This is a genomic window from Flavobacterium plurextorum (assembly GCF_024638035.1).
Lineage (GTDB): Bacteria > Bacteroidota > Bacteroidia > Flavobacteriales > Flavobacteriaceae > Flavobacterium > Flavobacterium plurextorum.
Window position 1 is genome coordinate 872,866 of sequence record NZ_CP100442.1, and the last position, 26,582, is coordinate 899,447.

The window sequence follows — 26,582 nt, forward strand, 5'->3', positions numbered from 1 at the left end:
TAGTGTAAATTAATCCAAATGCACCATGTTTTCTCGGTTTCGAAAAAATGGAATGAATTATTTTTTCTAACTTTACAAAAAAGACATCATTATGCTATCAAAAAATATTGAAACGGCTTTAAACAAGCAAATTCGCATAGAAGCAGAATCTTCGCAAACTTATCTTTCTATGGCTTGCTGGGCTGAAGTACATGGATTAGAGGGAATCGCTCAATTTATGTACACACAATCAGATGAAGAGCGTGCACATATGCTAAAATTAGTAAAATATGTAAACGAACGCGGAGGACACGCTAATATTACAGATCTAAAAGCACCAAAAACAAGCTATTCTACTTTTAAAGAAATGTTTGAGGAGCTTTATAATCATGAACTTTTTGTTTCTAAATCTATCAATGAGTTAGTACACATCACTTTTGAAGAAAAAGATTATGCAACACATAATTTCTTACAATGGTATGTTTCTGAACAAATCGAAGAAGAAGCAACTGCTAAATCAATTTTAGATAAAATAAACTTAATTGGAGACGATAAAGGCGGACTTTACTTGTTTGACCGTGATATTCAGCAATTAACAGTTTCGAGCTCAATCGCAATCAATCCAAAATAAAAAAAGTTAAAGTTTATTTAGAATACTTAAAAATAACTTTTTTGCTATATATTTGTCTCTGTTTTTATAATACAGAGGAAAATTGGGCAAGAAAGAAAAAGACAAGGACAAAAAAAAGGATAAAAAGAAAAAGAAGAATAAAGCTATCCTTGAGAACATTAAGAAGTTAGAAAACTGTAAATCTTCTTGTTGTGAGAAATACAAAAAAAGTGAAAAGAAACGTTGTTCACGTTGTCCGATGTTTGATTTATTCAAAAAAACTGCTTAACGATATATAGAAAACCCACCAATAGATTTGGTGGGTTTTTAATTTTAAAGTAAATTCATAATCTGATTTTAAAAACGCTTTCGAAATTAAATATGGAAAATCACATAACTATACCAAAATCCAGCCTTGATTTTTTGTCTCACCTTAAAGAAAACAACAACAAACCTTGGTTCGATGCACATAAACCAGAATACTTAAAAGAATTAAATCATATTGAAACTTTTGCAGGCGCGTTATTACAGGAACTTTCTAAAACTGATCTTATAGAAACGGCTTCTGGCAAAAAAAGCGTGTACAGAATTTATCGTGATATTCGTTTTTCTAAAGACAAAACTCCTTTTAAAACCTTTTGGGGAGGCAGTTTTACACGAGCAACAAATGAAAGACGTGGCGGTTATTATTTTCATATCGAGAAAGGAAATACTTTTGTAGGCGGAGGATTTTGGGGCCCCAATACAGCAGATTTAAAACGCATAAGAAGTGAATTTGGACACGACTCAGAATCGTTTAGAACGATATTGAAATCCAAATCCTTTGTTTCTACCTTTGGAACTTTACAAGGCGAACAGCTTAAAACAGCACCAAAAGGTTTTGACACAACCCATGAAGCTATTGATTTACTGCGTTACAAACAGTTTTTAGTTCTTAAACGCTTTACAGATGATGAAGTTTTGAGCCCTCAGTTTTTAGAACAAGCTTTACAAACTTTCAAGAACATGAGACCTTTTTTAGATTATATGAGCGAAGTATTAACAACTGATACAAATGGTGCTTCGATTCTATAATTTCATAAAAAAACCTAACACGTTTTAAAAACATGTTAGGTTTAATTTTATTCTGTTGCTTAAAAGATTATTTGCTAAGCAGTAAAATTTCATTTACGATAACTTCAGTAACATATCTTTTCTCTCCGTTTTTATCGTCATAACTTCTGTGAGTTAATTTGCCTTCGACAGCAACCTCTTTTCCTTTTACAACAAACTTTTCAATGATTTCGGCAGTTTTTCCCCATGCTGTTACTCGATGCCATTCTGTTTTTTCTACTTTATCACCTTGCTCATTTTTGTAGGTTTCATTTGTAGCGATCGTTAAATGTGCTACTTTTTTACCTGTTTCTAACGTTTTAATTTCTGGATCATTTCCTACGTTACCAATTAATTGTACTCTGTTTCTCATTGCATTCATGGCTTTTACTTTTTTAAATGTTCATGTAAAGAATTCGTTGATCAAATTCAACAAGGCAAAGATGCGATCGACTGCAAAAAATATTCGGTTGTAAACTAATTACTTTCGGTTGTAAATATTTGTAAACGTTTGTAAGTGGAAATCTTTTTGTATATTTGAGATAAATCCTACGATATGCAAGCAGAAATCAAAAAAGTAGAACTACGAAATTTAGCTCTTGAAGATTACAAACAATTGAAAAACTCAATGGTTGAAGCGTATCCTGAAATGGCCAATTCGTATTGGAGATCTAGTGATATCAAAAATTTACTTTCGATATTTCCCGAAGGACAATTAGTCATCCTTGTCGATGGCGTAGTTGTTGGATCGGCATTATCGCTTATTGTTGATGAAAAACTAGTGGATAAAAGACACAACTACAAACAAATAATTGGCGATTATACGTTTTCAACTCACAATCCTAATGGAGAAATTTTGTATGGAATTGATGTTTTTATTCATCCCAACTATCGAGGTCTTCGTTTGGGCCGACGTCTTTATGATGCTCGAAAGGAACTTTGTGAACAGCTTAATTTAAAAGCCATTGTTTTTGCCGGTAGAATTCCAAACTACAATCAATACGCCAAAAAATTATCTCCAAAAAACTATATCGAAAAAGTTAAAGATAAAGAACTGCATGATCCTGTACTTTCTTTTCAGCTCAGCAATGACTTTCATGTATTGAGAATCATCAAAAATTATTTAGAAGGCGACGAAGAATCAAAAGAATTTGCTGTTTTATTAGAATGGAATAATGTTTACTATGATGAAAGTCCGAGACTTATAAATCTCGAAAAAAGTGTTATCAGACTAGGATTGATTCAATGGCAGATGCGCCAGTTAAACAATGTTGAAGCTCTTTTTGAACAGGCGGAATTTTTTATAGATGTTGTTTCGGGTTACGGAAGTGATTTTGCACTGTTTCCAGAGCTTTTTATTGCGCCTTTAATGGCCGATTTTAATCATTTATCAGAAGCCGAAGCAATTAGAGAACTAGCGCGTCATTCAGATCCAATTCGAAAGCGTTTTCAGGAATTTGCCATTTCATATAATATCAATATTATAACTGGAAGCATGCCGCACTTAGAAAATGGTAATTTATACAATGTTGGTTTTTTATGTAAAAGAGATGGTACTTCAGAGATGTATTCGAAAATTCATATCACCCCAAATGAAGTACAACATTGGGGAATGAAAGGCGGTTCTGAATTTAAAACCTATGATACGGATTGTGGTAAAATTGGTATTTTAATTTGTTATGATGTCGAATTCCCAGAACTTTCTAGACTATTAGCAGATGAAGGAATGAATATTTTATTTGTTCCGTTTTTGACCGATACTCAAAATGCATACACTCGTGTAAAACACTGTTCGCAGGCGCGTGCTATTGAAAATGAGTGTTATGTTGCTATTGCAGGCTGCGTTGGCAATCTTCCGAAGGTAAATAATATGGACATTCAATATGCACAGGCTTCTGTGTTTACGCCTTCAGATTTTGCTTTTCCTAGTAATGGAATTAAAGCGGAAGCAACGCCAAATACTGAAATGACATTGATTGTAGATGTTGATTTAAACCTGCTTAAAGAGCTTCATGAACATGGAAGCGTACGAATTCTAAAAGACAGAAGAACAGATTTGTACGAAACTAAAAAAGTAAATTAATGAAAACGTGTCTCGAATGTTCTGAAAAACTCTTTGGCAGAGAAGACAAAAAATTCTGCTCAGACAGCTGCCGAAACGCCTACAACAATAAAATAAATAAAGACAGCAACAATTATATGCGTAATGTAAACAATAAATTACGAAAAAATTACCGTATTTTGTCTGAGCTAAATACTGATGGAAAATCGAAAGCAACAAAAGACAAAATGATTAATAAAGGTTTTGATTTTGATTTCTTTACCAATATCTTGCTGACCAAAACAGGAAATACCTACTATTTCCTATACGACCAAGGATATCGCTCTTTGGACAATGATTATTATATGCTTGTTAAAAAAGAAATTTAGTTTAATACTCATCATGAAAAAAAACCCAGCCTCAATTCTGGCAGTAGTCTGCATTTTAACCATATTAGGTATCATTTATGCCGCAATGATGCCGCAATGGCTGTCAAAAAATGATGAAGCTCTTGCCGATTTTTCAACTGAAAGAGCCTTCAATCAAGTGCAGATTATCGCTCAAAAACCACATTATGTTGGGTCAACAAATCATGAATTAGTAGCAAACTATCTTAAGCTTGAACTTAATCGAATTGGTTTAGAAACGAGTGTTCAAGAAGGTTTTACACTAAACGACAAAGGTCTTTTAGTAAAATCAAAAAACATTTTAGCCCGTATTAAGGGTACAAATAATACTAAAGCACTTTTACTTTTATCGCATTACGACAGTGCTCCGCACTCTTTTTCAAAAGGAGCAAGTGATGATGCATCGGGCGTAGCTACAATTCTAGAAGGAATTCGTGCTTTTTTATACTCTAAACAGCCTCAAAAAAATGACATTATTATTCTTTTTTCAGATGCAGAAGAATTAGGTTTAAATGGTGCCGCACTTTTTGTAAACAAACATCCTTGGGCCAAAGATGTTGGTCTAGTTTTAAACTTTGAAGCTAGAGGAACTTCAGGACCAAGTTATATGTTAATGGAAACAAACAAAGGCAATCAAACGCTTGTTGAAGAATTTTCGAAAGCAAAAACTGCTTATCCTGTTTCTAACTCGTTAATGTACAGCATCTATAAAATGCTGCCAAATGATACTGATTTAACTGTTTTTAGAGAGCAGGGAAATATTCAAGGATTCAACTTTGCTTTTATCGACGGGCATTACAATTATCATACGCAGCAAGATGATATTCACCATTTAAGCAAAACAACACTTGCACATCAAGGCTCTTATTTAATGCCTTTGCTAAAATACTTTTCAAACACAGATTTAAACAAAACTTCTTCATCAGAGGATAATGTCTATTTCAATGTTCCTTTTTCGTTTATAAGCTATCCATTTTCATGGGTTGCTCCAATGACTCTAATTGCTTTAGGTTTATTGATTATTCTTATTTTCATTGGAAAAGCAAAACGTATAATTACTTTTAGAGAAATATTCAAAGGGTTTGTTCCGCTTTTAGGATCTATAATTACGGCTGGATTAGTTACTTTTTTAGGTTGGAAAATTATCTTAGAAATCTATCCGCAATATTCTGATTTACTAAACGGATTCACTTATAATGGTCATGCTTATATTGGAGCATTTGTAACGCTTAGCATTGCTATCTGTTTCGCCTTTTATCATCATTTTTCAGATGCAAAAGCAACTATGAATCATTTTGCTGCTCCTTTATTGCTTTGGATTATTATAAATGCCTTTTTAGCAAACAGCTTAACTGGTGCAGGATTTTTAATTATTCCTGTTTATTTTGGAATATTGTTATTCGCAATCTACGTTTTTACTCAATATTCAGGATTAGGTTTAAACTTGATTTTTAGTATTCCTGCATTGGCAATTGTAGCGCCATTTATTGTGATGTTCCCAATTGGTTTGGGCTTAAAAATACTTTTTGGAAGCGCAGTTCTAACCGTTCTTCTTTTCGGATTATTGCTTCCTGTTTTTAACTCTTTCCTAAAAAAAGGTATTTGGCTTATCGTTTTCTTTGTCTGCTCGATCGGGTTTTTCGTTTACGCAGGCTATCATTCAGGATATGAACCAGGAAAAGCAAAATCAAACAGTTTGTTATACATATACAATGCAAACTCAAATTCTGCTATGTGGGCTACTTACGATGTAAATTTAGATGATTGGACAAAAGCTTATCTAGGAGAAAAAAACCAAAAAGCTCCAGGATTAAATAATCTTCCTTTAAGCAGTAAATACAGCTCTGGTTTTACATACAGCGCAATTGCTCCAGTTGTCGATGTGCCAAAACCAACTATTTCTTTCATAAAAGACAGCGTTGTGGGTAATAATCGATATTTAAAAATTAAAATTACTCCTAATCGAAAAGTAAACCGCTACGATATTTATGCTAACCCAAAAATGACATTTTACAACTTTAAGGCAAATGGAGTTTCAACTTCTGGAGAAAAAGGAAATCGTTTAGAACGAGAAGGAATGCGTCTTTTATGTTACTATGTTGTGGGCAATGAGCCTCTTGTTTTAGATTTCTACATTAACAAATCGTCTATTTTTGATATGGATTTAATTGAGAGTTCTTTTGATTTGTTAGCAAATCCATTACTTAAAATCAAACCAAGAAGCAATTGGATGATGCCGACTCCTTTTGTTTTAAATGATGCGGTTTTAATACAACAAAAAATAAAACGTTATACACCTCCTCCTGCACCAGTTTTACCGCCGGCAGCAGCTGTGAAAGATTCTACCATAATTGCAAAAGACAGTTTAAAACCGGTTATTAAACAACAATAGTTTATTATGGTGACGAGTATTTCAAGGAATCGTTTAGGAGCTGTTTAGTAAAAGCCACAAGGTGATAAAAATCCTATACTTTAAAGTTTAAAAACTTTAGTCGAAAATTAAATCTCAGGGCAGACTTTTAAATTAAGTACTGCCCTGTTTTTTTTAGAAATTATCTATACTCGATCTTTGGTTCTTCTTGCAAACATTCTAAAACAATCGCAAGGCAGTCATGAAAAGTCTTTTATAAGTTTTAACTTTGAGCTTTTTCAACTTTGAATCTTTACATAAAAATGGCAAAAATAAGTATATTAGGCTGTGGCTGGCTGGGTTTACCTCTGGCTAAAAAACTAATTGAAACAGGAAATTCCGTAAAAGGATCAACAACTTCCGAACATAAGCTTTCTATTTTAGAAAATGCCGGTATAAATCCTTTTTTAGTTACCGTTGAAAGTGAGGAAATCTTAGAAAGCATAAACAATTTTCTAGACGGAAGTGAAATTTTAATTATTGATATTCCGCCCAAATTAAGAGAAAATAACTCTGCATCTTCCGATAAAATTTTTGTCAAAAAAATCGAAAACCTAATTCCTTTTATAGAAAATAAAGCAATCAAAAAAGTACTTTTTGTAAGCTCAACTTCTGTATATGGCGATGAAAACAGTTTAATTACAGAAGAAACAAACCCAAATCCAGAAACCGAAAGCGGTCGTCAATTGCTTTTGGCAGAGCAGATTCTTCAAAAAAATCAAAACTTCGAAACCACAATACTTCGTTTCGGCGGATTAATTGGAGCTGACCGACAACCTGTAAAGTTCTTAGCCGGAAAAGAAAATCTTAAAAACGCAGATGCGCCGGTAAATCTTATTCATCAAAATGACTGCATTGGCATAATTGAAACAATCATCACACAATCAAAATGGAATGAAGTTTTTAATGCCGCGGCTCCTTTTCACCCTTCGCGAAAAGAATATTACACTCAAAAAGCAAAAGAATTGAATTTAGTTTTACCAATATTCAGTTCTGAAAAATCAGATATAAAAAAGACTATTTCAAGCGAAAAAATTGAAAACGAATTAAACTACCAATTTAAACTGGAGAATTATTAAAGACGACGAATGTCAGGCTGAGCGAAGTCGAAGTCCTTTTGTTTTCATAAGCCTTCGACTTCGCTCAGGGTGACAATAGTGTAAATTTTACGAACTTTAGTAAAACGAACAAAAACTTAAATTACTTACATAAAATCTTATATGGTTAAAAAAAACTTTGCGAACTTTGCGATATACCTTTGCACCTTTGGAGTAAAAAAATCATGGAAACAGTTTACATTAATTCACCTTTAGGAATCACCAAAATTATTGGAGATGAACATGGTATTTCAGTAATTTCAGTTTCAGATATTGACAGCAATGAGATTTCTAAAACAATTCCAGACGTTTTGCAGGAAGCTGTTTTGCAGCTCCAAGAATATTTTGAAGGGAAAAGAACCGATTTTGATCTAAAACTAAATCCAAAAGGCACCGAGTTTCAACAAAAAGTATGGAAATCATTACTTGAAATTCCGTATGGAAAAACAGTAAGTTATATGGATCAAACCAAAAAATTAGGTGATATAAAAGCGATTCGCGCAGTGGCTTCGGCAAATGGAAAGAACCCGCTTTGGATTGTAGTTCCTTGTCATCGTGTTATTGGTACAAATGGTTCTTTAACAGGTTATGCAGGCGGATTATCTCGTAAAAAATGGCTTCTTGAACACGAAAGCCCATCTTTACAACAAAGCTTGTTTTAAGTTTTTTTGCCACATATTTTACAAATTGACACGAATTAAAAACATTTTAAATTCAGTTTCATAAAACTACTCGAAATCATACTATATTTCTTATAATAAAATCAAAATTGTTTACATTTATATTCATAAAAAATTAGTGTAATTCGCCACAAAATTATGATTGAAAAAATAAACCTCAACAACATTCTCTTTCTTGATATTGAAACCGTTCCAGAAGAAGAAAATTTCAATTCGCTTGATGCAGAAATGCAATTACTTTGGGATCATAAAACGCAATATCAGCGAAAAGACGATTTTACTCCAGAAGAATTTTACGATCGTGCCGGAATTTGGGCCGAATTTGGAAAAATCGTCTGTATATCTGTCGGTTATTTTACAATTAAAGGTGATATACGTAATTTTAGAGTGACTTCTTTTTTTGGAGAAGAGAAAAAAATCTTGAAAGACTTTAATAATTTATTAAACAATCATTTCAACCAGCCACAGCATCTTTTGTGCGGACACAATGCAAAAGAATTTGACATTCCGTTTCTAGCTCGCCGAATGATTATCAACCAAATTGCAATTCCAGACAAACTGAACTTATTTGGTAAAAAGCCTTGGGAAATTGCGCATTTAGATACTTTAGAATTATGGAAGTTTGGCGATTATAAACATTTTACATCTTTAAAATTACTAACTAAAATTCTAGGCGTTCCATCGCCAAAAGGAGATATTGACGGCAGTCAAGTTGCTCATGTGTTTTATGTAGAAAAAGATATTGATCGAATTGTAACGTATTGTGAAAAAGACACTATTGCTGTTGCACAGATTTTTCTCCGTCTGCGTCGCGAAGATTTATTGATTGACGATGAAATTATTCATGTCTAATTTTTTAAGATTCAGAGGTGCAAAGTTTAAATTTATTAGAATTTTGATATTTTAAAAATGACACATTCGGAAATTTCTCATTATCGTCTTGTTTCTCAAAAACTTTACAAAACAACTAAATGTTCTCCACAAGAAATTGTACAATATTTAGGTGCGATGCAAGCTCAAGATTATGCCATGGCAAAATGGGCTGTGGGATCTCGATGTGATGCATCTGAAAAGGAAATTGAAGAAGCTTTAGATTCTGGCAAGATTATCAGAACCCATATTTTAAGACCTACCTGGCATTTTGTTTCGGCAGACGATATTTATTGGATGCTGGATCTTTCGGCACCACAAGTAAAAAAATTCACCGCTTCAGCCACAAAGAAATATGGTTTTGATTCTAAAAAACTAGATCAGATTAATACTTCGATTGAAAAATTATTGGCTAGAAACAATCATTTGACACGAGATGAAATAATGCAGGAATTAGGCATTAAAAAAACTTCGAAAGAAGATTTTCTAAGTGCCGCAATAATGATGAATGCAGAACTCGATGGTTTGGTTTGTAATGGGAAAATGAATGGCAGGCAAATTACATACGCGCTTCTTGAAGAATGTGTTGAACGACCAAATACTAAGCTTACAAAAGAAGAAGGCTTAGCAAAATTAGCAAAACGTTATTTCGAAAGTCATGGCCCGGCAACTTTACTAGATTTCTCGTGGTGGTCTGGTTTTTCACCTACAGTCTGCAAACTTGCGATTCATTCAATTGCATCAGAATTGAATTCGGTTATAATTGAAAATCAAACTTATTGGTTTGGTTCTGATGTTTCTAATGAGAATATTTTCCGCGAAAGCGTACATTTTCTTCCAGCTTTTGATGAAATTCTCATTTCGTATAAAACTCGTGAAGCTTCAATTTTATTAGAACATCAAGCTAAAGCCTTTACCAATAACGGTATTTTTAAACCCATAATTATGGAAAACGGAAAGGTTATTGGAACATGGAAAAGAACGATCAAAAAAGATCACGCAAAAATTGAAACACAGTTTTTTAGTGAAATCAAAAGCGCAAAAAAAGAACTGCTTTTGAAAGAAATTAAAGCTTTTGAAAATTATCTCGAGACCAAAATTATCATTGAATAAATCAAAATTTCACTAAATGATTATTACTTGTGAGAGATACTTCATCTTTCGATTATAAAATCTTTGTGCATATTATCCCTAAATAATTACATTTACAAAAAAAATTAGCATTATGGTATTAAGCAGATTCTGGTTAGTGATTTTTATTTCTTCGATTGTCTTTATTGTAGTAAGTTTATTTACTGCCAATACTTATACTATTGATTCTGTCTTAAATGGAAAGAAAGATGATCCGATTTTAGTTTCAGAAAAATACATTGAACAACTTCCTGCTTTTATCAAGGACAGTATTAAAAAAGCGCCAGATCAAACGATGATTATCAATCGTGATACGCTTAATGCTGACACAACTTATGTTTATAAAAACAAAACAGTAAAAATTTTCAGCGGTCTTCAAAAATCTGATGGTTTACTTCCAACTTGTAAAACTACTTTACTTGATTTAATTCTGCCTCTTATGGCTTATCTAGCCTTTTTCTGTGGATTGATGGAGCTTTTAATTGTTTCTGGAGCCTCTGGAAGACTGGCTAAAGTATTAAGTCCTGTATTTGTAAAGGTGTTTCCGAGTATTCCTAAAAATCATCCCTCTATATCTTATATGACTTTAAACTTTGCTGCTAATTTCTTAGGATTAGATTCGGCTGCAACTCCATTTGGACTTAAGGCTATGGAAAGTTTACAGGAAATAAACCCCGACAAAGACAAGGCGAGCGATGCTCAAATTATGTTTATGTGTCTTCACGCTTCTGGGTTAACATTAATTGCGACTTCAATTATTGGATATCGCGCAGCGGCTAATGCAACAAATCCAGCGGATGTTATGCTGCCTTGTATCATTACATCTTTTATTGGCACAATTGCAGCCTTTTTAATTGTGGGAATTAAACAAAAAATCAACTTTAAAAGTGCTTCTCTTCTAATTGTATTAATGGGATTAATAGCAGCAATTGTTGGTTTACTGATGTATGTAAATCATTTAGATTTAATTGGAAAAAACTACTTTACTTCTAACCTTTCTGGTTTGATATTGATTGCAATTATCGCTTTTACTTTGATTTTTTCATTCATTCACGAGAAAAAATTTACGGATGCCAATACAACCGTTTTTGAAACATTTGTAGTTGGAGCAAACAACGGTGTAAAAACTGGTGTTACGATTTTTCCTTATGTATTGGGTATGTTAGTTGCTATTTCTTTATTTAGAAACAGTGGTTTATTTGAAATTATAAGTAATGGAATTGCCTTTATATTCTCGAATATGGGTGTGAGTAAAGAAATTACCAATGCTTTGCCTGTAGCGATGCTTCGTCCATTTAGCTCAGCGGGATCTCGAGGATTTTTGATTGATTCGATGAATACTTTTGGAGCAGATTCATTGACGGCCAGATTAAGCAGTATTTTTCAATGCAGCGCCGAAAGTACTTTTTATGTAATCGCTGTTTATTTTGGGTCTGTAAATATCAAAAACACACGTTACGCTTTAGGAACAATGCTTTTGGTTGATTTGATTTGTGTGATTACGGCAATTTTTGTGGCTACTTGGTTTTTTTAACTAATTGATCCTACATCTTGTTTAAACTGGACTGAAGTCCAGCCCTACAATATTGTTCGTGCTCTCGCACTTTTCTTGATTTTGAAAAACCAATTTATTTTGTAGAGCTGGACTGAAGTCCAGCCTTACAATATTGTTTGTTCTTAAATCAGTTTTTTTAATTCCGAAGGAATGATTTATTTTGTAGAGCTGGACTTCAGTCCAGTTTAAAATAAATTTGAGATTGAATCAATAAGTTTGTAAGGTATTTTGTATTATTTTAGCAATTAAAATTATTACAGCGATATGTCCAACACCTTTCATCAAGTTTATATTCAGGCCGTTTTTGCAGTTAAATATAGAGAAGCGCTTATTACCGTTGAATGTAAATCAAAAATATTAGGTGTTATTGGAAATCTAATCAATGAAACTGGATGCAAAACAATAATTGTAAATGGAACAGAAGATCATGTTCATTGTTTCTTCGGCTTAAAGCCAACCGTTTCTATCTCTGAATTAATGAAAATTGTAAAAGGAAAATCTTCAAAATACATTAATGATAATCAATTAACAATTTCTAGATTTGAATGGCAGGAAGGCTATGGCGCTTTTTCCTATAGTCAGTCTCATATTGATGCTGTTTATAAATACATCAAAAATCAAGAAGAACACCATAAAAAACAAAATTTTAAAGATGAATACTTTTCTTTCTTGGAAAAATTCAACGTCAAATTTGAACAAAAACATGTTTTTCAAAACTTAATATAATTTGAATCTAAAATCATTGTAAACTGGACTAAAGTCCAGCTCTATAATATGAATTGAGCATTTGGCTTATTCTGTTGGAATGGGTTTAAATATATTGAAACTATAACTTTACTAAAAAAGGAACATTTAAAATAATATCGATTTAAAATAATGAAACCACAAGCTCTTTTATTTTTATTGCTTTTAATAAGCTGCCAAAAACCAAAATCTGAAAATCAACTTACGAGTACAACTGCAGAACCTAAAACTGAAACAGCTTCTGTAAAAGAACATTTTCTAAAAACAGATACTATTTCAATTGCTGAGGGAGAAGAAACCTCAAAAAGCAATTTTATTTTGGCGCATCTTCTAAATCAAACGGCAGATAAAGACAGCATTGTAACTGCAAAATACCGTCTTGATTTTTATGTGAACAAAACTAAAGTTACCGATTCTCAAATTTCAATTAAAGGCGTTGATAAAGGATCTGAATGGGGAGCAAGATATGGATTAAATTCGACAGCTTCCAAAAATTCTCCTTTTGTTCAAATTACTTTTGGGTATCCTGCCTGCAGTTATAGTCAAAATAATTATTTGTTTTATTTAAAAAACAGTGACTTACAACTGGTTCATGAATGGGATTCTATGCTCGATGGCGGTTGGGGAAGCTGGGTTGAGTTTGATAATCCAAATGCAAAATCTAATCCTGAATCTTTTTATTGTAAAACGGTAACCTATTTCCCTGAAGACGACAATGATGATATGGGAACCGTTTCACATTCTGACTCAATTGCATTTCGATTAAACGGAAATAAATGGAAAAAGGAATTAGTTTCTGTCAGAGACAAGGTTTATTTCGAGAAAAAAGTACCTTTTGATGAATTTCACAAACGAGAATAAACACCCAAAAACAACTCTTATTCAAATTCTTTCTTAGGTAAATAATTTCTAACTTTGTAAAAAACAAAGCAATGATTGATTTTATATACCAAGATCCTTATCCTATTTTAAAGGATGATACGCAATACCGCAAAATCACTTCTGATTTTGTAAAAGTGGAACAATTTGGAGAACGTGAAGTTCTTACCGTTGACCCAAAAGGTTTAGAGTTATTGGCTGAAGAAGCTTTAACTGATGTTTCGTTTATGCTTAGAACGACGCATTTACAGAAATTAAGAAAAATCCTTGACGATCCTGAAGCTACAGATAATGATCGTTTTGTGGCTTACAATTTGCTTCAAAATGCTTCGGTTGCTGCCGAAGGACAGTTGCCAAGCTGCCAAGATACCGGAACTGCAATTGTAATGGCAAAAAAAGGTGAAAGCATTTTTACTGGTGTTGATGATGCAGAGTGGTTAAGTAAAGGAATTTTTAATACCTATCAAAAACGTAATTTACGTTATTCGCAGATCGTTCCAATTTCGATGTTTGAAGAAAAGAACTCAGGTTCAAATCTTCCGGCTCAAATTGATATTTATGCTAAAAAAGGAGCTTCTTATGAGTTCTTATTTATGGCTAAAGGCGGAGGTTCGGCAAATAAAACGTATTTATACCAACAAACTAAGTCTTTATTAAACGATAAATCTTTAGATGCTTTTATTCGTGCAAAAATTAAAGATTTAGGAACTTCAGCTTGTCCGCCATACCATTTAGCTTTGGTTATTGGAGGAACTTCTGCTGAAGCGAATTTAAGTGCTGTTAAAAAAGCTTCTGCTGGATATTATGACCATTTACCAACTTCAGGAAATATGGCTGGTCAAGCGTTTCGTGATCATGAATGGGAAGAACGTGTACAGCAAATTTGCCAGGAAAGTGCTATTGGCGCTCAGTTTGGAGGAAAATATTTCACGCATGATGTTCGTGTAATTCGTTTACCGCGTCACGCTGCTTCTTGTCCAGTTGGATTAGGAGTTTCTTGTTCTGCAGATAGAAATATCAAAGGAAAAATTACGAAAGACGGAATTTTTGTTGAGCAATTAGAAGTGAATCCAAAACAATTTTTACCAGAAACAGCTCCACATTTAGAAGCTCCGGTTGAAATTGATTTGAATCAGCCAATGGCAGATATGCTTGCAAAACTATCTCAATATCCTATCAAAACACGTTTAAAGTTAAACGGAACTGTAATTGTAGCGCGTGATATTGCACATGCTAAAATTAAAGAAATGCTTGAAGAAGGAAAACCAATGCCGGAATACTTTAAAAATCACCCTGTTTATTATGCTGGACCAGCAAAAACACCAGAAGGAATGCCTTCAGGAAGTTTTGGACCAACTACGGCAGGACGTATGGACGTTTATGTTGATGAATTCCAAAAACATGGCGGAAGCATGATTATGCTTGCAAAGGGAAACCGAACTAAACAGGTTACGGATGCTTGTCATAAATACGGTGGATTCTATCTAGGTTCTATCGGCGGACCGGCAGCTATTTTGGCTCAAGATAATATCCTAAAAGTTGAAGTTGTTGATTTTGAAGAATTAGGAATGGAAGCGGTTAGAAAAATTACCGTTAAAGATTTCCCAGCTTTTATTATCACTGATGATAAAGGAAATGACTTCTTTGAAAATTTATAGTTTTTTTTTAGATGCTAAGGAACTATGGTTCTGAGCTGCTAAGATTTTAAATAAAAGAACCGCCAATTGGCGGTTTCTTTTTTACTATAACTTAAAGGTGTGTACCCTTTTATGATTTTCTTTAGTGACTTTGAGCCTTTGCAACTTTGGATCTTTGAGCCTATAACTAAGCACTTTTATCTTCTTTTTCGAAAGCTATAAAATGAGAAATTTTGCCTTTTAGATTATAAACAGGTATTGCATCAATGCTGCACTTGTATACTTTTCCGTCTTTTTTATAGTTTTCAAGGGTTTTATTGAACGGAACTTGCTGTTTTATGGCTTCTCTTATTTCATTTAAAACAACTTTTGATGTGGCTGGTCCTTGAAACATTTTTGGTGTTTTTCCTAAAACCTCATCTTCTGTATAACCAGTCATTTTTTTTATTCCATTTGAAGCGAAAATGATTTTCAAATTTAGATCTGTAACCAAAACAACTTCGTTTGTGATGCGTTCTTCAATATCAAAGTTTTCCTGATTCCAAACGAACTGATTGGAGATTTTATTCATTCTTTTTAAATCTGCAAGAAATAATTTCAGTTCTCTAAAATACTCACAATGAAAATCCCATGCTAAAATAGGAACTGAATTACGATCCGAAGCTTCCTCAGATAAGTTTGTTTTCATGCTTAGATATTTGATTTTATCAAAATTTCAATTCAAATATAAGAAGAAAATTCATCACAAATAAAGAAACAAAAACAATTTTAATCAATTATTAATCTTCTTAAAACGAAAACTTTAACTGTACAACAACTGCTTTTTTTTCTTCGGTATTTAAATTATTTAAAGAAATCCCCAGTAGTCGAACTGAATCTTTCATTTTTTCTTGATATAGTAATTCTTCAACAATTTCGATAATTAAACTTTTATCTGAAATAAAATAAGGCAGAGTTTTACTTCTAGTTTGCTGTGTAAAATCGCTGTATTTTATTTTTAGTGTAACTGTTTTTCCTGAAATATTATGCTTTTTCAATCGCCTTTCTAGTGAAGCGGCAATTTTTTCAAGCTGCTCCAGCATAAAAATTTCAGAAGACAAGTTCACATCAAAAGTATGTTCGGCCGCGACAGACTTAGTTATACGAGATGCTTTTACTTCGCTGTTATGAATTCCTCGAACAACATGGTAGTAAAAAGTCCCTGACTTGCCAAAATGTTTTTCAAGAAACTCCAGCGATTTGTTTTTTAAATCTAATCCTGTAAAAATGCCCAACTGATACATTTTTTCTGTTGTGACTTTTCCCACACCATAAAACTTTCGAATAGGCAGTTCTTCTAGAAAACTCGAAATTTCATCCGGATTTACCGTTTTTTGTCCGTTTGGCTTGTTGATATCACTGGCAATTTTAGCAACAAATTTATTAACTGATATTCCAGCCGAAGCGGTTAGACCAACTTCATTTAAAATCCTAAATCGAATTTCTTGTGCCAATAAACTTGCACTGGGATTTCCTTTTTTATTTTGAGTAACATCGAGATAAGCTTCGTCCAGCGAAAGCGGTTCAACTAAATCTGTGTATTCATGAAAGATCTTATGAATTTTACTAGAGATTTCTCTATATCGATCAAATCTCAGAGGAACAAAGATAATATCTGGACAGTATTTCTTGGCCAAAACTCCGCTTATCGCACTTCTAACTCCAAACTTTCGAGCTTCATAACTTGCTGCAGAAACCACTCCTCTATTCTCTGAGCCTCCAACTGCTACAGGTTTTCCTCTCAGCATCGGATTGTCCATCTGCTCGACAGAAGCATAAAAAGCATCCATATCAATATGAATAATTTTTCGATATGTTGACGAGTCTGACATGATGCAAATTTAAACAGGAAACCTATAACTAGAGAGCTTCTACTGTTATAAATAGTATCAATTTTTAAAGATTAACAACTAAATGATTCCAAACAAATCATTTTAATTATTTTTGTAGTTAATACCCGAAATTTTTTAAAATGCGAACATTTGTTATAGGCGACATACACGGAGGATTACTCGCACTTGAGCAAGTGATGAAAAAAGCTCAAGTTACTACAAAAGATACTCTTATATTTTTAGGTGATTATGTTGACGGCTGGAGTCAGTCAGCAGAAGTGATTGATTATTTGATTGATCTAAAAAGCAAACAAAACTGCATCTGCATTAGAGGAAATCACGATCAATTGGCTCTAGAATGGCTTGAAAACAGACATGATGACCTTGATGAAGAAATGTGGTACAAACATGGCGGAAGAGCTACTGTTGAAGGCTACGCTAAAGTATCTGAAGAAAAAAAGAAAACACATATTGCTTTTTTAGAAGCACTTAAGGATTATTATTTAGATGATCAAAATCGTCTATTTGTACATGCTGGTTTTACTAATTTAAACGGTGTTGTTTGGGAATACTTTCCGAAACTTTTTTATTGGGATAGAACATTATGGGAAACCGCGCTTTCATTAGATCCAAACTTAAAACCAGATGATCTGTACTATCCGAAGCGTTTTACAGTTTATAAAGAAATCTATATTGGGCATACTCCTGTTACCAGAATTGGACAGACTGTTCCTGTACAAAGGGCTTGTGTTTGGAATGTTGACACTGGTGCTGCTTTCAAAGGTCCGTTGACAATTATGGACATTGATACTAAAGAATTCTGGCAGAGTGATCCGCTGAACGAATTATATTCCGATGAAAAAGGTAGGAATTAGCACCTAAAAAATTAAATTTGCACTCAATAATTAATATTTAAGTTTTATGAAAAAGGTTATTACATTTTTGTTTTTAGTAACATTTGGGTTTACTCAGGCGCAGCAGGCTTTTAAAGGAAAAGGAGATATCAAAGTAAACGTTGGTGCTAATATACAAGATGGAGGTTCAGGAATTCAAGGGTCTGTAGATTTTGGTTTAGGAGAAAATTTCTCTTTTGGTTTTGTTGCCAATTATTTACTTGGTGTAGATAATTTTACTGGCTTTTACCATAACAATCCAACTCCTTACAACGATTACAAACCAGATTTTCAAGATCGTTTTGATGCTAAAGCAAGAATTAATGCTAATTTAAGCAGTGTTATTGGTGTAGAACAATTAGATGTTTATCCAGGTTTAAGCCTAGGATTACATAATTTTGGAGGTCACATTGGCGGACGTTATTTCTTTACCGATGGTTTTGGAGTTTTTACTGAAATTGGATTTCCAATTGCAAAATACGGAAGTAATGATGGTGTTTTTGATCACTTAAATAATCAAACGACTTTTAGCTTAGGAGCTTCTTTCAATTTAGATTAAGCTTTTAAGTTCCAAAGGCTCAAAGTGGCAAAGGGACAAAGGGACAAAGGGACAAAGTTTTTAAAAAGAAAAAAACCGCCTTATCGGCGGTTTTTTTCTTTTATATCTAAATTTCTGATACTAGTCTAAGTTTTCTTTTTAACATAAAAATAAAGTCATTTAATGTCGTGGAGTAATCTTCATTTGAATCCTCATCAATCAAAAATTCGGAAAGGTCTTTTTTTCGATGATAAATCAATAAGGAAGAGTAATTTATACCTATACTCGGAGCCCAATTTACAAATGACATCAGAAAGAAATAGAATATCAAAACCCTAATGAAAACAAAGAACTTCCGAAAACCTTTACTTAAACCATTTTCATTATTTTCTCTAAAAGCTTTAATGGTAAAATAAAGCAGTTGAATTATAAAAATCGGTATAAGAATGTTCGACAGATATAATAAACTCCGAACATCTATCAAAAACATTAACAATGCTATAAAATTCGAAGTTGCTGTATTTATTATGAAGAAATAACTTCCCCATTTAATATCTATTTCAAATTTTTCCAAATGTGTGTATTTTTAAATCAAGGCAAATGTAGATATGAAAGATTACCGTGTAATATAATCTAAAAAAAAACGTTACAAAAAATAAAACCGTCTACAAAATAGACAGTTTTGCTTTTTAAAAATTACTTAGGGTCTTTGTGACTTTGTGGCATTTTTTAAATTGCCATTTCAGGAATTTCTCCATCAATAATCAAATCGGCTTCCGTTGAAGCAATGATATGCTCGACAGAAACGCCTGGCGCTCTTTCTAAGAGCTTAAAACCTTTTTCTGTTACTTCGAGAACCGCTAACTCAGTTACAACCTTTTTCACGCATCCTACGCCAGTTAATGGCAAAGTACATTTTTTTAGTATTTTTGATTCTCCTGCTTTATTCACATGCATCATAGCAACGATGATATTTTCGGCGGAAGCCACTAAATCCATTGCACCTCCCATTCCTTTTACCATTTTACCCGGAATTTTCCAGTTTGCAATATCTCCATTTTCTGAAACTTCCATTGCACCTAAAATAGTTAAATCAACTTTTTGACTACGTATCATTCCGAAACTAAAAGCGGAGTCGAAAAAACTCGCACCCGGAAGTGTGGTTATGGTTTGTTTTCCTGCATTGATAATATCAGCATCTTCTTCTCCGGCAAAAGGAAAAGGTCCCATACCAAGAACGCCGTTTTCGCTTTGAAATTCAACTGCAATATCTTCTCTGACGTAATTTGCAACCAAGGTTGGAATCCCAATTCCTAGATTTACAAAATACCTGTCTTTTACTTCTTTCGCAATTCGTTTTGCGATATCTTCTTTACTAAGTCCCATAATAATGTGTCAATTTGGAAATTAGACAATTAGATAATGCCAAACGTTGCACTATCTTAATAATTATCTAATTATCACATTTTCTAATTATCTAATTCTAACAGTGCGCTGCTCGATTCTTTTTTCAAATTTTTCACCTTGAAAGATACGCTGTACCATAATTCCGGGAATGTGAATTTGATTTGGATCTAAAGTTCCAACTGGAACTAATTCTTCAACCTCTGCAATTGTAATTTTCCCTGCACCCGCCATACAAGCATTGAAGTTTCTGGCCGTTCCTTTAAAAATCAAATTTCCAGCTTCGTCACCTTTCCATGCTTTTACAATAGCAAAGTCAGCTTTAAAAGCTTCTTCCATAATGTGCATTTTACCGTTGAATTCGCGTACTTCTTTTCCTTCAGCAACTTCGGTTCCGTAACCAGCAGGCGTAAAGAAAGCAGGAATTCCAGCTTGTGCTGCACGACAGCGTTCTGCTAAAGTTCCTTGCGGAGTTAACTCTACTTCCAATTCTCCTGAAAGCATCTGACGCTCGAACTCAGCATTTTCTCCCACATAAGATGAAATCATTTTTTTGATTTGTTTTTTCTGCAAAAGCAATCCTAAACCAAAATCATCAACTCCGGCATTGTTCGAAATACAAGTTAAATCTGAAATTGTAGTTTCTACTAAAGCCGCAATAGTATTTTCAGGAATACCACATAGACCAAAACCGCCAAACATAATTGTCATTCCTGTTTTTATTCCATCAATTGCTTCCTGAACATTATTTACTTTTTTTGTTATCATAACAAAGGGTCTTTATTATCGTATATTTTTGATAAAAATAAGATTTTTAGATTAATTTATATCGATTTCGTAAAAAATAAAATCAACCCATCCAAAAAAAATATCCTTTTACATTTTTCAAATTTGAAAGCTGCAAAAGGATATTTTATATTATAAAAAGAGACTAAATTACAACTCGAATTCGTCTGTATTTTGTTCTGTCTGTGTTGTGTCTTTTACAACGGCAGGTCTACTGTAGCAATCTACTTTTATAGAAAGATTTGCTGGACGCTCAAATTCTGATTTAGAAATTTGAAGTCCTGGATCAGCATAACAAAGTTTCATGAAATAACCCCAAATTGGTAATGCCGCTGTTGCTCCTTGTCCGTAAGTTAAACTCTTAAAACGAGCCGAACGATCTTCGCAACCTACCCAAACTCCAGTTACTAAATTTGGAACCATTCCCATAAACCATCCATCTGATTGATTTTGCGTTGTTCCTGTTTTACCTGCAATTGGATTTCTAAACATATACGGATATCCTGTCCAACGGTTATCTCCGCTTCCTCCGCCTTCTGTACGCAAACGTGCACCAGAACCAGTTTCAGTAACTCCTTCTAATAATTTGATTACAGCAAAAGCAATATCTTTATTCAAAACGTCATGAGATTCTGGAATTGGTTCGTAAATAACCTCACCGCTTTTATTCTCAATACGGCTTAAAAATTGTGGTTTCACATAAACTCCTTGATTGGCAAATGTGCTGTAAGCCGCAACCATATCTTCAACTGTAATATCTACGGCTCCAAGTGCGATAGATGGTTGTGCAGGAATTTCGGTTTTTACACCTAATTTATGCGTTAACTCTACAACAGCTTCTGGTCCGACACGATCAATTAATTTTGCAGAAATCGTATTGATAGAGTTTGCCAAACCTTGCTTTAAAGTTACCATTCCGCGGTATCTGTTGTCAGAGTTTCTTGGTTCCCAATCTGCTGTAACATTATGACGTCCTTTATGAATCATAAATGGTCCATCAAGAATTGAATCACAAGGAGACATGTTTAATTGTTCAATAGCGGTTGCATAAACAAAAGGTTTAAAAGTAGAACCAACTTGTCTTGCTCCTTGCCCAACGTGATCGTATTGGAAATATTTATAATTAATTCCTCCAACCCACGCTTTAATGTTTCCAGTTTGCGGCTCCATAGCCATCATACCTGATTGTAAAAAATGCTTGAAATAACGAATAGAATCCAATGGAGTCATTACCGTATCACGTTCTCCTTTCCAAGTAAAGATGCGCATTTTTGTTTTTACTTTGAAAGAAGCAATAATATCATCTTCGCTTTTATCCATGTCTTTCATCTGAGCCCAGCGAACCGAATTTTTCATTGCCTGCATCATGATACGATCAGTTTCAGCTTGCGTAATGTTTACGAAAGGCGCATTTTTATTGGTTTTCATTTCAATAAAAAATTGCTGCTGCAGATTTTTCATGTGCTCAGAAACTGCTTCTTCAGCATGTAACTGCATTCTAGAATCAATAGTGGTATATATTTTTAAACCGTCTTTGTAGATATCATAATCTGATCCATCTGGTTTTTTATTTTCGGCAACCCACTTTTTCATATAATCACGAAGGTATTCTCTAAAATAAGTAGCCGTTCCTTCACGGTGGCTTTCTAACTTAAATTTTAATGAAATTGGCAAAGCTTGTAATCTCAGTTTTTCAGCTTCGGTAATCATTTTTGCTTTTTCCATTTGAGAAAGCACTACGTTACGACGATTTTTTACTCCTTCTGGATTACGAACTGGATTGTATAATCCTGAGTTTTTGAACATTCCGACTAAAATAGCCGATTCGTCCATAGTTAAATCTTTTGGATCTTTTGAAAAATAGGTTTGTGCGGCAGAACTAACTCCTACTGAATAGTTTCCGAAATCGTAAACGTTGCAATACATGGCCAAAATTTCATTTTTGGTATATTGTCGTTCCAGACGAATGGCGATAATCCATTCTTTTATTTTTTGTACAATTCTAAAAGGAAGAAATTTAGAACCTTCTCCGTGAAATAATTGTTTTGCAAGCTGTTGTGTTAATGTACTTGCACCTCCATTTGTACCTAAACTAAATACCGCTCTTAAAGTTCCGCGTCCGTCGATTCCTGAATGTTCATAAAAACGAGCATCTTCGGTTGCAACCAAAGCTTCAACTAAACTTTTTGGCAAATCTGAATATTTAAGCTGTGATCTATTGGTTTTAAAATACTTACCAATTACAACTCCATCAGAAGAAATAATCTCAGTTGCCAAATTAGAATCTGGATTTTCCAAATCTTCAAATGAAGGCATTGAGCCAAAAAGTCCCCAAGAAGCAAATAAAAAGAAAGCTAGAATACCTAATAAGGAATAGGCAAAAACTCTCCAGAACTTCTTTTTATAATAATTAATATCTTTTACGCTATTTGTTTGATTGTTTTTCTTAGCAGCCATAACTATTTTCTAATCTTTTTGTTCTATTCTAAAACCTACATCTGTAATACCATCTAAAGCTTCAACACCAGGTATTTTTCCTGATTCTCTAACCGCTTGTTTAATATGAACTTTGTAGGTTCCTTTAAACTTTACATCTTCTTTGTAAAAAAGTTTACTTTCTTTAATATCACTAAAACCGTTTCCTAAAAGACTTCCGTCAGGATTTGCCATTTGATATTCTAAAGTATCCACTTTTGTAAAACCGCTTGGTGTTTCTAAAGCTACAATTAAGAACAGATTATTAAACGGATAATTGTTATTGTCTCTCAAATTTACAAACAAATTGTATTTTTTGGTAGAATCTAAAACTGGCAGATCAAAAGTTATAATACTGTCTTTATGCCAAGCACTTCCAACAGATTTATACTCATCGAATACTCTTTTTTTATCGCACGAAAAAAGAAGTATCGCTGCCAAAAAAAGAATTCCGCTATTTTTTATTCTCATTTTTTGTAATAATTATAGGTTTTCTAGGTTCAGCCGTTTTATTTTCATTTGAATTTGGCTTATTCGAGTTATTTCCTTTATTCGGATTCTGCTGCTTATTCTGATGATTTGGCTTATTCGAATTGTTTGGTTTGTTTGGCTTATTCGAATTTCCTCCAGCAGGCTTATTATTTGCTTGCTGTGCTTTTTCAGGAGCTGCAACAATCGCATTTTCAGCATTTGGCTTACGCTTGCGACTTGGTTTTTTCTTTCTTTTCGGCTGATCAAAACGAGTTAAACTTTCTTGACCCATTGCATTATTAAAGTCTTTTTCAGGTTCTGAAGTTACTTCAATTGCAAAATCTTCTAATGAAGAAACTTTATTCTTTTGTTTATTCTCAGCTATAATTTCTTTTACCTGATCAATTTTTAAAACATGCCAATTTGCAAAATTATTGGTATAAGCGAACCACATTAATCCTTTAAAAATATCTTGTTTCTGGCAGATTGCGTCTCCTTTTTCAGTCACTAATTTAGTGTCGTAATCTGGAAAATCTTTCAATGCGTCCATATACGTATCTAACTCATAGTTTAGACAGCATTTTAATTTACCGCATTGTCCTGCCAATTTCTGCGGATTCAATGAAAGCTGCTGATAACGTGCTGCCGATGTGTTGACACTTCTAAAATCTGTTAACCAAGTTGAACAGCAAAGTTCTCTTCCACAAGATCCAATTCCACCCAAACGAGCAGCTTCTTGACGGAAACCAACTTGTTTCATCTCAACTCTTGTACTAAATTCTTTTGCAAAATCTTTAATTAAAAGTCTAAAATCGACTCTGTCATTTGCCGTGTAATAAAAAGTAGCTTTTGAACCATCGCCTTGAAATTCAATATCTGAAATCTTCATTTCAAGTTTATGCTGAATTGCCAATTCACGTGCACGAACTTTCATTGGTTCTTCACGATCACGTGCTACAGACCAAATATCAATATCTTTTTGAGACGCTTTTCTATAAATTTTCGGAACTTCGTTACTATCCGGATTTACTCCTTTTTTCTTCATTTGAATTTTAACTAATTCTCCTGTCAAAGTAACAATTCCAATATCATGTCCCGGCGAAGCAACAGTTGCTACAATATCGCCAATACTTAAACTTAATTTTTCTGAATTTCTAAAAAACTCTTTACGTCCGTTTTTAAAACGAACCTCAACACAATCAAAAATCACCTCTCCATTAGACGGGCTCATGTTCGAAAGCCAATCAAAAACCGTCAATTTATTGCAGCTATCGGTGCCGCAAGTCCCATTATTTTTACAACCCTTTGGTGCGCCGCCATCAGAGGTTGAACAACTTGTACATGCCATAATTATATATGTAGTGTTGCAAAAAAGCAACTTAAGTTCATAAACGTTTGATCGGTAAAGATAGTATTTTTTTTATTTTGCTTTTTATCGTTTGAATTATAAGACGTCTAAAATAAAAAAACCTGTTCTGTTTAACACAAAATAGGTTTTTTTAAGCTTTTTTTAGGCTGAATATATCTATGTCTCTTTTACCGTTATAATCTTAACGGGACAAGCTTTTGCCGCTAATTCGCAGCTTTCAACAATAGTATGATTAGGCGATTTTAATGTAAAAAACCCTTTTGCATTTACAGAATGAATCAAAACTGACTTACCGTCTTTTTTTGACATTTGAAAATGCACTGGATCCATTTCGACGCAGTAATTACAGCCTATGCATTTATCTCTTTGTAAAGTAACAATAACCATTACGATTCAACAATTTTATATAATTTGTCCGACATTCTGATTCTAAACGGAAGTTTAAAAGTACAATCGTCTCCTTTTGTTGCTTTTTCGGCTTCAAGATCATTTACAAACATTTCGTCAATAATCATTTCCTGAGCGCCGGTGCTTGGCCCGGTTACAAGAATTTTATCACCAATTTTAATATCGTACGCTTCTATTTTGAATTGTCCTACGTTGGCTTTTGGAAAGTAATGTGTTCCTTTTCCAACATAAACCTTTTTCTGTGTTGCTGCAGATCCTGGAATAGCGCTCCATTCTCCCAATTCCTGACCTAAATAATATCCTGACCAGAAGCCGCGATTATAAACGGTTTCTAAAGCCTGCATCCAAACTGTTACTTTTTCTTTGGAGAAAGTTCCATCATAATATGCATCAATAGCTTCACGATAGGTTTTAATAACTGTTGCTACATACTCTGGCGCGCGACCACGTCCTTCAATTTTTAAGACCTGAATTCCAGAATCGATAACCTGATCTAAGAAATCCAGCGTGCATAAATCTTTTGGCGACATCATGTATTCGTTATCGAGTTCGATTTCAAAACCAGTTTCCTGATCGATAACGGTATACTTTTTTCGACAGTTTTGTTTGCACGCACCACGATTCGCAGATGAATTATGCGAATGTAAACTCAAATAACATTTCCCCGAAACTGCCATACACAAAGCACCGTGTCCAAAAATTTCGATTTCGACTAAATTTCCATTTGGACCTTTTATCTGTTCTTTTTCAATTTGAGCCGTAATATTCTTTACTTGACGCAAGCTTAATTCTCGACTCAAAACCATTGTATCTGCAAATAAACTGTAGAATTTTATGGTTTCAATATTCGTTACATTTAACTGAGTTGAAATATGAACTTCGATTCCAATTGATCTTGCCATAGCAATTACCGCTTGATCCGAAGCAATTACCGCCGTAATATTGGCTTCCTTGGCTTTGTTCAATAATGTTTTTACAACAGATAAATCGTGATCGTAAATAATCGTGTTTAATGTAAGATAGCTTCTAACATTTTTTGCATCGCATCGATTCGCAATTTCCTTTAAATCTTCAATGGTAAAATTTACTGTTGATCTTGCACGCATATTCAGCTGTTCAACTCCAAAATATACGGAATCACAACCATTATCTAAAGCAGCCTGAAGTGACTCAAAGTTCCCAGCGGGAGCCATGAGTTCAATTTTGTTGGTAAGTGTCATTTTTGATTTATTATT

At 33.6% G+C, this 26,582-nt stretch carries 25 protein-coding genes; 15 read left to right on the top strand and 10 right to left on the bottom strand.

The annotated features are described in order from the left end of the window. Window positions 1–91: 91 nt before the first annotated feature. Window positions 92–610 (top strand): ferritin, encoded by a 519-nt coding sequence (locus tag NLG42_RS04100; RefSeq protein WP_089058044.1) that lies wholly within the window; start codon window positions 92–94, stop codon window positions 608–610. 360 nt (window positions 611–970) lie between these two features. Next, complete coding sequence (locus NLG42_RS04105) at window positions 971–1,663, top strand: DUF2461 domain-containing protein (protein ID WP_257683070.1); 693 nt, start codon at window positions 971–973, stop codon at window positions 1,661–1,663. A 67-nt stretch (window positions 1,664–1,730) separates the two neighbouring features. Here NLG42_RS04105 and NLG42_RS04110 read toward each other — a convergent pair whose 3' ends face one another. Further along, the gene (locus tag NLG42_RS04110; RefSeq protein WP_089058042.1) at window positions 1,731–2,063 is read right to left on the bottom strand and encodes a single-stranded DNA-binding protein; all 333 of its coding nucleotides are present in this window, start codon (window positions 2,061–2,063) and stop codon (window positions 1,731–1,733) included. 174 nt (window positions 2,064–2,237) lie between these two features. Between NLG42_RS04110 and NLG42_RS04115 the strand changes: the two genes are divergently transcribed. From NLG42_RS04115 to NLG42_RS04165, 11 genes are all read left to right on the top strand, one after another. Further along, window positions 2,238–3,764, top strand: coding sequence for a carbon-nitrogen hydrolase family protein (locus tag NLG42_RS04115; protein ID WP_257683071.1), 1,527 nt, complete (start codon window positions 2,238–2,240; stop codon window positions 3,762–3,764). After that, the gene (locus tag NLG42_RS04120) at window positions 3,764–4,111 is read left to right on the top strand and encodes a hypothetical protein (RefSeq protein WP_089058040.1); all 348 of its coding nucleotides are present in this window, start codon (window positions 3,764–3,766) and stop codon (window positions 4,109–4,111) included. Before NLG42_RS04115 ends, NLG42_RS04120 begins: the two co-directional genes overlap by 1 nt. A 13-nt stretch (window positions 4,112–4,124) precedes the next feature. Beyond that, complete coding sequence (locus tag NLG42_RS04125; RefSeq protein WP_257683072.1) at window positions 4,125–6,521, top strand: M28 family peptidase; 2,397 nt, start codon at window positions 4,125–4,127, stop codon at window positions 6,519–6,521. Window positions 6,522–6,802: 281 nt separating this feature from the next. Then, entirely contained in the window at window positions 6,803–7,618 is an 816-nt protein-coding gene (locus NLG42_RS04130; RefSeq protein WP_257683073.1) for an SDR family oxidoreductase, read from the top strand. Window positions 7,619–7,821: 203 nt separating this feature from the next. Next, window positions 7,822–8,298, top strand: a complete 477-nt coding sequence (locus tag NLG42_RS04135; RefSeq protein ID WP_257683074.1) for a methylated-DNA--[protein]-cysteine S-methyltransferase — start codon at window positions 7,822–7,824, stop codon at window positions 8,296–8,298. A 156-nt stretch (window positions 8,299–8,454) separates the two neighbouring features. Then, window positions 8,455–9,168, top strand: a complete 714-nt coding sequence (locus tag NLG42_RS04140; protein ID WP_089058037.1) for a 3'-5' exonuclease — start codon at window positions 8,455–8,457, stop codon at window positions 9,166–9,168. A gap of 57 nt (window positions 9,169–9,225) precedes the next feature. After that, complete coding sequence (locus NLG42_RS04145; protein ID WP_257683075.1) at window positions 9,226–10,299, top strand: winged helix DNA-binding domain-containing protein; 1,074 nt, start codon at window positions 9,226–9,228, stop codon at window positions 10,297–10,299. Window positions 10,300–10,411: 112 nt separating this feature from the next. Then, complete coding sequence (locus tag NLG42_RS04150) at window positions 10,412–11,851, top strand: nucleoside recognition domain-containing protein (RefSeq protein ID WP_257683076.1); 1,440 nt, start codon at window positions 10,412–10,414, stop codon at window positions 11,849–11,851. A gap of 285 nt (window positions 11,852–12,136) precedes the next feature. Further along, a complete protein-coding gene (tnpA, locus tag NLG42_RS04155; protein ID WP_089058034.1) occupies window positions 12,137–12,598 on the top strand; it encodes an IS200/IS605 family transposase in 462 nt (153 codons plus the stop codon). A gap of 150 nt (window positions 12,599–12,748) precedes the next feature. Continuing rightward, window positions 12,749–13,477, top strand: a complete 729-nt coding sequence (locus NLG42_RS04160; protein ID WP_257683077.1) for a hypothetical protein — start codon at window positions 12,749–12,751, stop codon at window positions 13,475–13,477. Window positions 13,478–13,548: 71 nt separating this feature from the next. Beyond that, window positions 13,549–15,153 carry a fumarate hydratase gene (locus tag NLG42_RS04165; protein ID WP_089058032.1) on the top strand — a complete coding sequence of 535 codons (1,605 nt, stop codon included), beginning with the start codon at window positions 13,549–13,551 and terminating at the stop codon, window positions 15,151–15,153. Between the two features lie 166 nt (window positions 15,154–15,319). Here NLG42_RS04165 and NLG42_RS04170 read toward each other — a convergent pair whose 3' ends face one another. Together NLG42_RS04170 and dinB are read right to left on the bottom strand one after the other, a co-directional pair. Further along, entirely contained in the window at window positions 15,320–15,820 is a 501-nt protein-coding gene (locus tag NLG42_RS04170) for a PAS domain-containing protein (RefSeq protein WP_089058031.1), read from the bottom strand. A 100-nt stretch (window positions 15,821–15,920) separates the two neighbouring features. Beyond that, window positions 15,921–17,003 (bottom strand): DNA polymerase IV, encoded by a 1,083-nt coding sequence (dinB, locus tag NLG42_RS04175; protein ID WP_257683078.1) that lies wholly within the window; start codon window positions 17,001–17,003, stop codon window positions 15,921–15,923. 140 nt (window positions 17,004–17,143) lie between these two features. On the opposite strand from dinB, the gene NLG42_RS04180 reads away from it, so the two are divergent. Together NLG42_RS04180 and NLG42_RS04185 are read left to right on the top strand one after the other, a co-directional pair. Then, window positions 17,144–17,878: a metallophosphoesterase family protein gene (locus NLG42_RS04180; RefSeq protein ID WP_089058029.1), complete on the top strand. Its 735-nt coding sequence runs from the start codon at window positions 17,144–17,146 to the stop codon at window positions 17,876–17,878. Between the two features lie 46 nt (window positions 17,879–17,924). Further along, complete coding sequence (locus NLG42_RS04185) at window positions 17,925–18,455, top strand: DUF6646 family protein (RefSeq protein ID WP_089058028.1); 531 nt, start codon at window positions 17,925–17,927, stop codon at window positions 18,453–18,455. A 708-nt stretch (window positions 18,456–19,163) separates the two neighbouring features. Here NLG42_RS04185 and NLG42_RS04190 read toward each other — a convergent pair. The 7 genes from NLG42_RS04190 to NLG42_RS04220 form a co-directional block, all read right to left on the bottom strand. After that, on the bottom strand, window positions 19,164–19,820 hold the full coding sequence (locus tag NLG42_RS04190) for a 3-oxoacid CoA-transferase subunit B (protein WP_257683079.1): 657 nt from the start codon (window positions 19,818–19,820) through the stop codon (window positions 19,164–19,166). Window positions 19,821–19,907: 87 nt separating this feature from the next. Then, window positions 19,908–20,606 (bottom strand): CoA transferase subunit A, encoded by a 699-nt coding sequence (locus tag NLG42_RS04195; protein ID WP_089058026.1) that lies wholly within the window; start codon window positions 20,604–20,606, stop codon window positions 19,908–19,910. Window positions 20,607–20,774: 168 nt separating this feature from the next. Beyond that, entirely contained in the window at window positions 20,775–23,081 is a 2,307-nt protein-coding gene (locus NLG42_RS04200) for a penicillin-binding protein 1A (protein ID WP_257683080.1), read from the bottom strand. A 9-nt stretch (window positions 23,082–23,090) separates the two neighbouring features. After that, a complete protein-coding gene (locus tag NLG42_RS04205; RefSeq protein WP_089058024.1) occupies window positions 23,091–23,570 on the bottom strand; it encodes a gliding motility lipoprotein GldH in 480 nt (159 codons plus the stop codon). After that, complete coding sequence (locus NLG42_RS04210) at window positions 23,554–24,918, bottom strand: PSP1 domain-containing protein (RefSeq protein WP_089058023.1); 1,365 nt, start codon at window positions 24,916–24,918, stop codon at window positions 23,554–23,556. Before NLG42_RS04210 ends, NLG42_RS04205 begins: the two co-directional genes overlap by 17 nt. 177 nt (window positions 24,919–25,095) lie before the next feature. Further along, window positions 25,096–25,326: a ferredoxin gene (locus tag NLG42_RS04215; protein WP_042563582.1), complete on the bottom strand. Its 231-nt coding sequence runs from the start codon at window positions 25,324–25,326 to the stop codon at window positions 25,096–25,098. Continuing rightward, window positions 25,326–26,567 (bottom strand): peptidase U32 family protein, encoded by a 1,242-nt coding sequence (locus NLG42_RS04220; protein ID WP_257683081.1) that lies wholly within the window; start codon window positions 26,565–26,567, stop codon window positions 25,326–25,328. The genes NLG42_RS04215 and NLG42_RS04220 overlap by 1 nt, the downstream gene beginning before the upstream one ends. Between the last annotated feature and the right edge of the window lie 15 nt (window positions 26,568–26,582).

Bases quoted from the DNA above. Each gene is read 5' to 3' on its own strand.
- NLG42_RS04100 (WP_089058044.1), top strand. From the start codon at position 92: ATGCTATCAAAAAATATTGAAACGGCTTTAAACAAGCAAATTCGCATA.
- NLG42_RS04105 (WP_257683070.1), top strand. From the start codon at position 971: ATGGAAAATCACATAACTATACCAAAATCCAGCCTTGATTTTTTGTCT.
- NLG42_RS04110 (WP_089058042.1), bottom strand. From the start codon at position 2,063: ATGAATGCAATGAGAAACAGAGTACAATTAATTGGTAACGTAGGAAAT.
- NLG42_RS04115 (WP_257683071.1), top strand. From the start codon at position 2,238: ATGCAAGCAGAAATCAAAAAAGTAGAACTACGAAATTTAGCTCTTGAA.
- NLG42_RS04120 (WP_089058040.1), top strand. From the start codon at position 3,764: ATGAAAACGTGTCTCGAATGTTCTGAAAAACTCTTTGGCAGAGAAGAC.
- NLG42_RS04125 (WP_257683072.1), top strand. From the start codon at position 4,125: ATGAAAAAAAACCCAGCCTCAATTCTGGCAGTAGTCTGCATTTTAACC.
- NLG42_RS04130 (WP_257683073.1), top strand. From the start codon at position 6,803: ATGGCAAAAATAAGTATATTAGGCTGTGGCTGGCTGGGTTTACCTCTG.
- NLG42_RS04135 (WP_257683074.1), top strand. From the start codon at position 7,822: ATGGAAACAGTTTACATTAATTCACCTTTAGGAATCACCAAAATTATT.
- NLG42_RS04140 (WP_089058037.1), top strand. From the start codon at position 8,455: ATGATTGAAAAAATAAACCTCAACAACATTCTCTTTCTTGATATTGAA.
- NLG42_RS04145 (WP_257683075.1), top strand. From the start codon at position 9,226: ATGACACATTCGGAAATTTCTCATTATCGTCTTGTTTCTCAAAAACTT.
- NLG42_RS04150 (WP_257683076.1), top strand. From the start codon at position 10,412: ATGGTATTAAGCAGATTCTGGTTAGTGATTTTTATTTCTTCGATTGTC.
- tnpA (WP_089058034.1), top strand. From the start codon at position 12,137: ATGTCCAACACCTTTCATCAAGTTTATATTCAGGCCGTTTTTGCAGTT.
- NLG42_RS04160 (WP_257683077.1), top strand. From the start codon at position 12,749: ATGAAACCACAAGCTCTTTTATTTTTATTGCTTTTAATAAGCTGCCAA.
- NLG42_RS04165 (WP_089058032.1), top strand. From the start codon at position 13,549: ATGATTGATTTTATATACCAAGATCCTTATCCTATTTTAAAGGATGAT.
- NLG42_RS04170 (WP_089058031.1), bottom strand. From the start codon at position 15,820: ATGAAAACAAACTTATCTGAGGAAGCTTCGGATCGTAATTCAGTTCCT.
- dinB (WP_257683078.1), bottom strand. From the start codon at position 17,003: ATGTCAGACTCGTCAACATATCGAAAAATTATTCATATTGATATGGAT.
- NLG42_RS04180 (WP_089058029.1), top strand. From the start codon at position 17,144: ATGCGAACATTTGTTATAGGCGACATACACGGAGGATTACTCGCACTT.
- NLG42_RS04185 (WP_089058028.1), top strand. From the start codon at position 17,925: ATGAAAAAGGTTATTACATTTTTGTTTTTAGTAACATTTGGGTTTACT.
- NLG42_RS04190 (WP_257683079.1), bottom strand. From the start codon at position 19,820: ATGGGACTTAGTAAAGAAGATATCGCAAAACGAATTGCGAAAGAAGTA.
- NLG42_RS04195 (WP_089058026.1), bottom strand. From the start codon at position 20,606: ATGATAACAAAAAAAGTAAATAATGTTCAGGAAGCAATTGATGGAATA.
- NLG42_RS04200 (WP_257683080.1), bottom strand. From the start codon at position 23,081: ATGGCTGCTAAGAAAAACAATCAAACAAATAGCGTAAAAGATATTAAT.
- NLG42_RS04205 (WP_089058024.1), bottom strand. From the start codon at position 23,570: ATGAGAATAAAAAATAGCGGAATTCTTTTTTTGGCAGCGATACTTCTT.
- NLG42_RS04210 (WP_089058023.1), bottom strand. From the start codon at position 24,918: ATGGCATGTACAAGTTGTTCAACCTCTGATGGCGGCGCACCAAAGGGT.
- NLG42_RS04215 (WP_042563582.1), bottom strand. From the start codon at position 25,326: ATGGTTATTGTTACTTTACAAAGAGATAAATGCATAGGCTGTAATTAC.
- NLG42_RS04220 (WP_257683081.1), bottom strand. From the start codon at position 26,567: ATGACACTTACCAACAAAATTGAACTCATGGCTCCCGCTGGGAACTTT.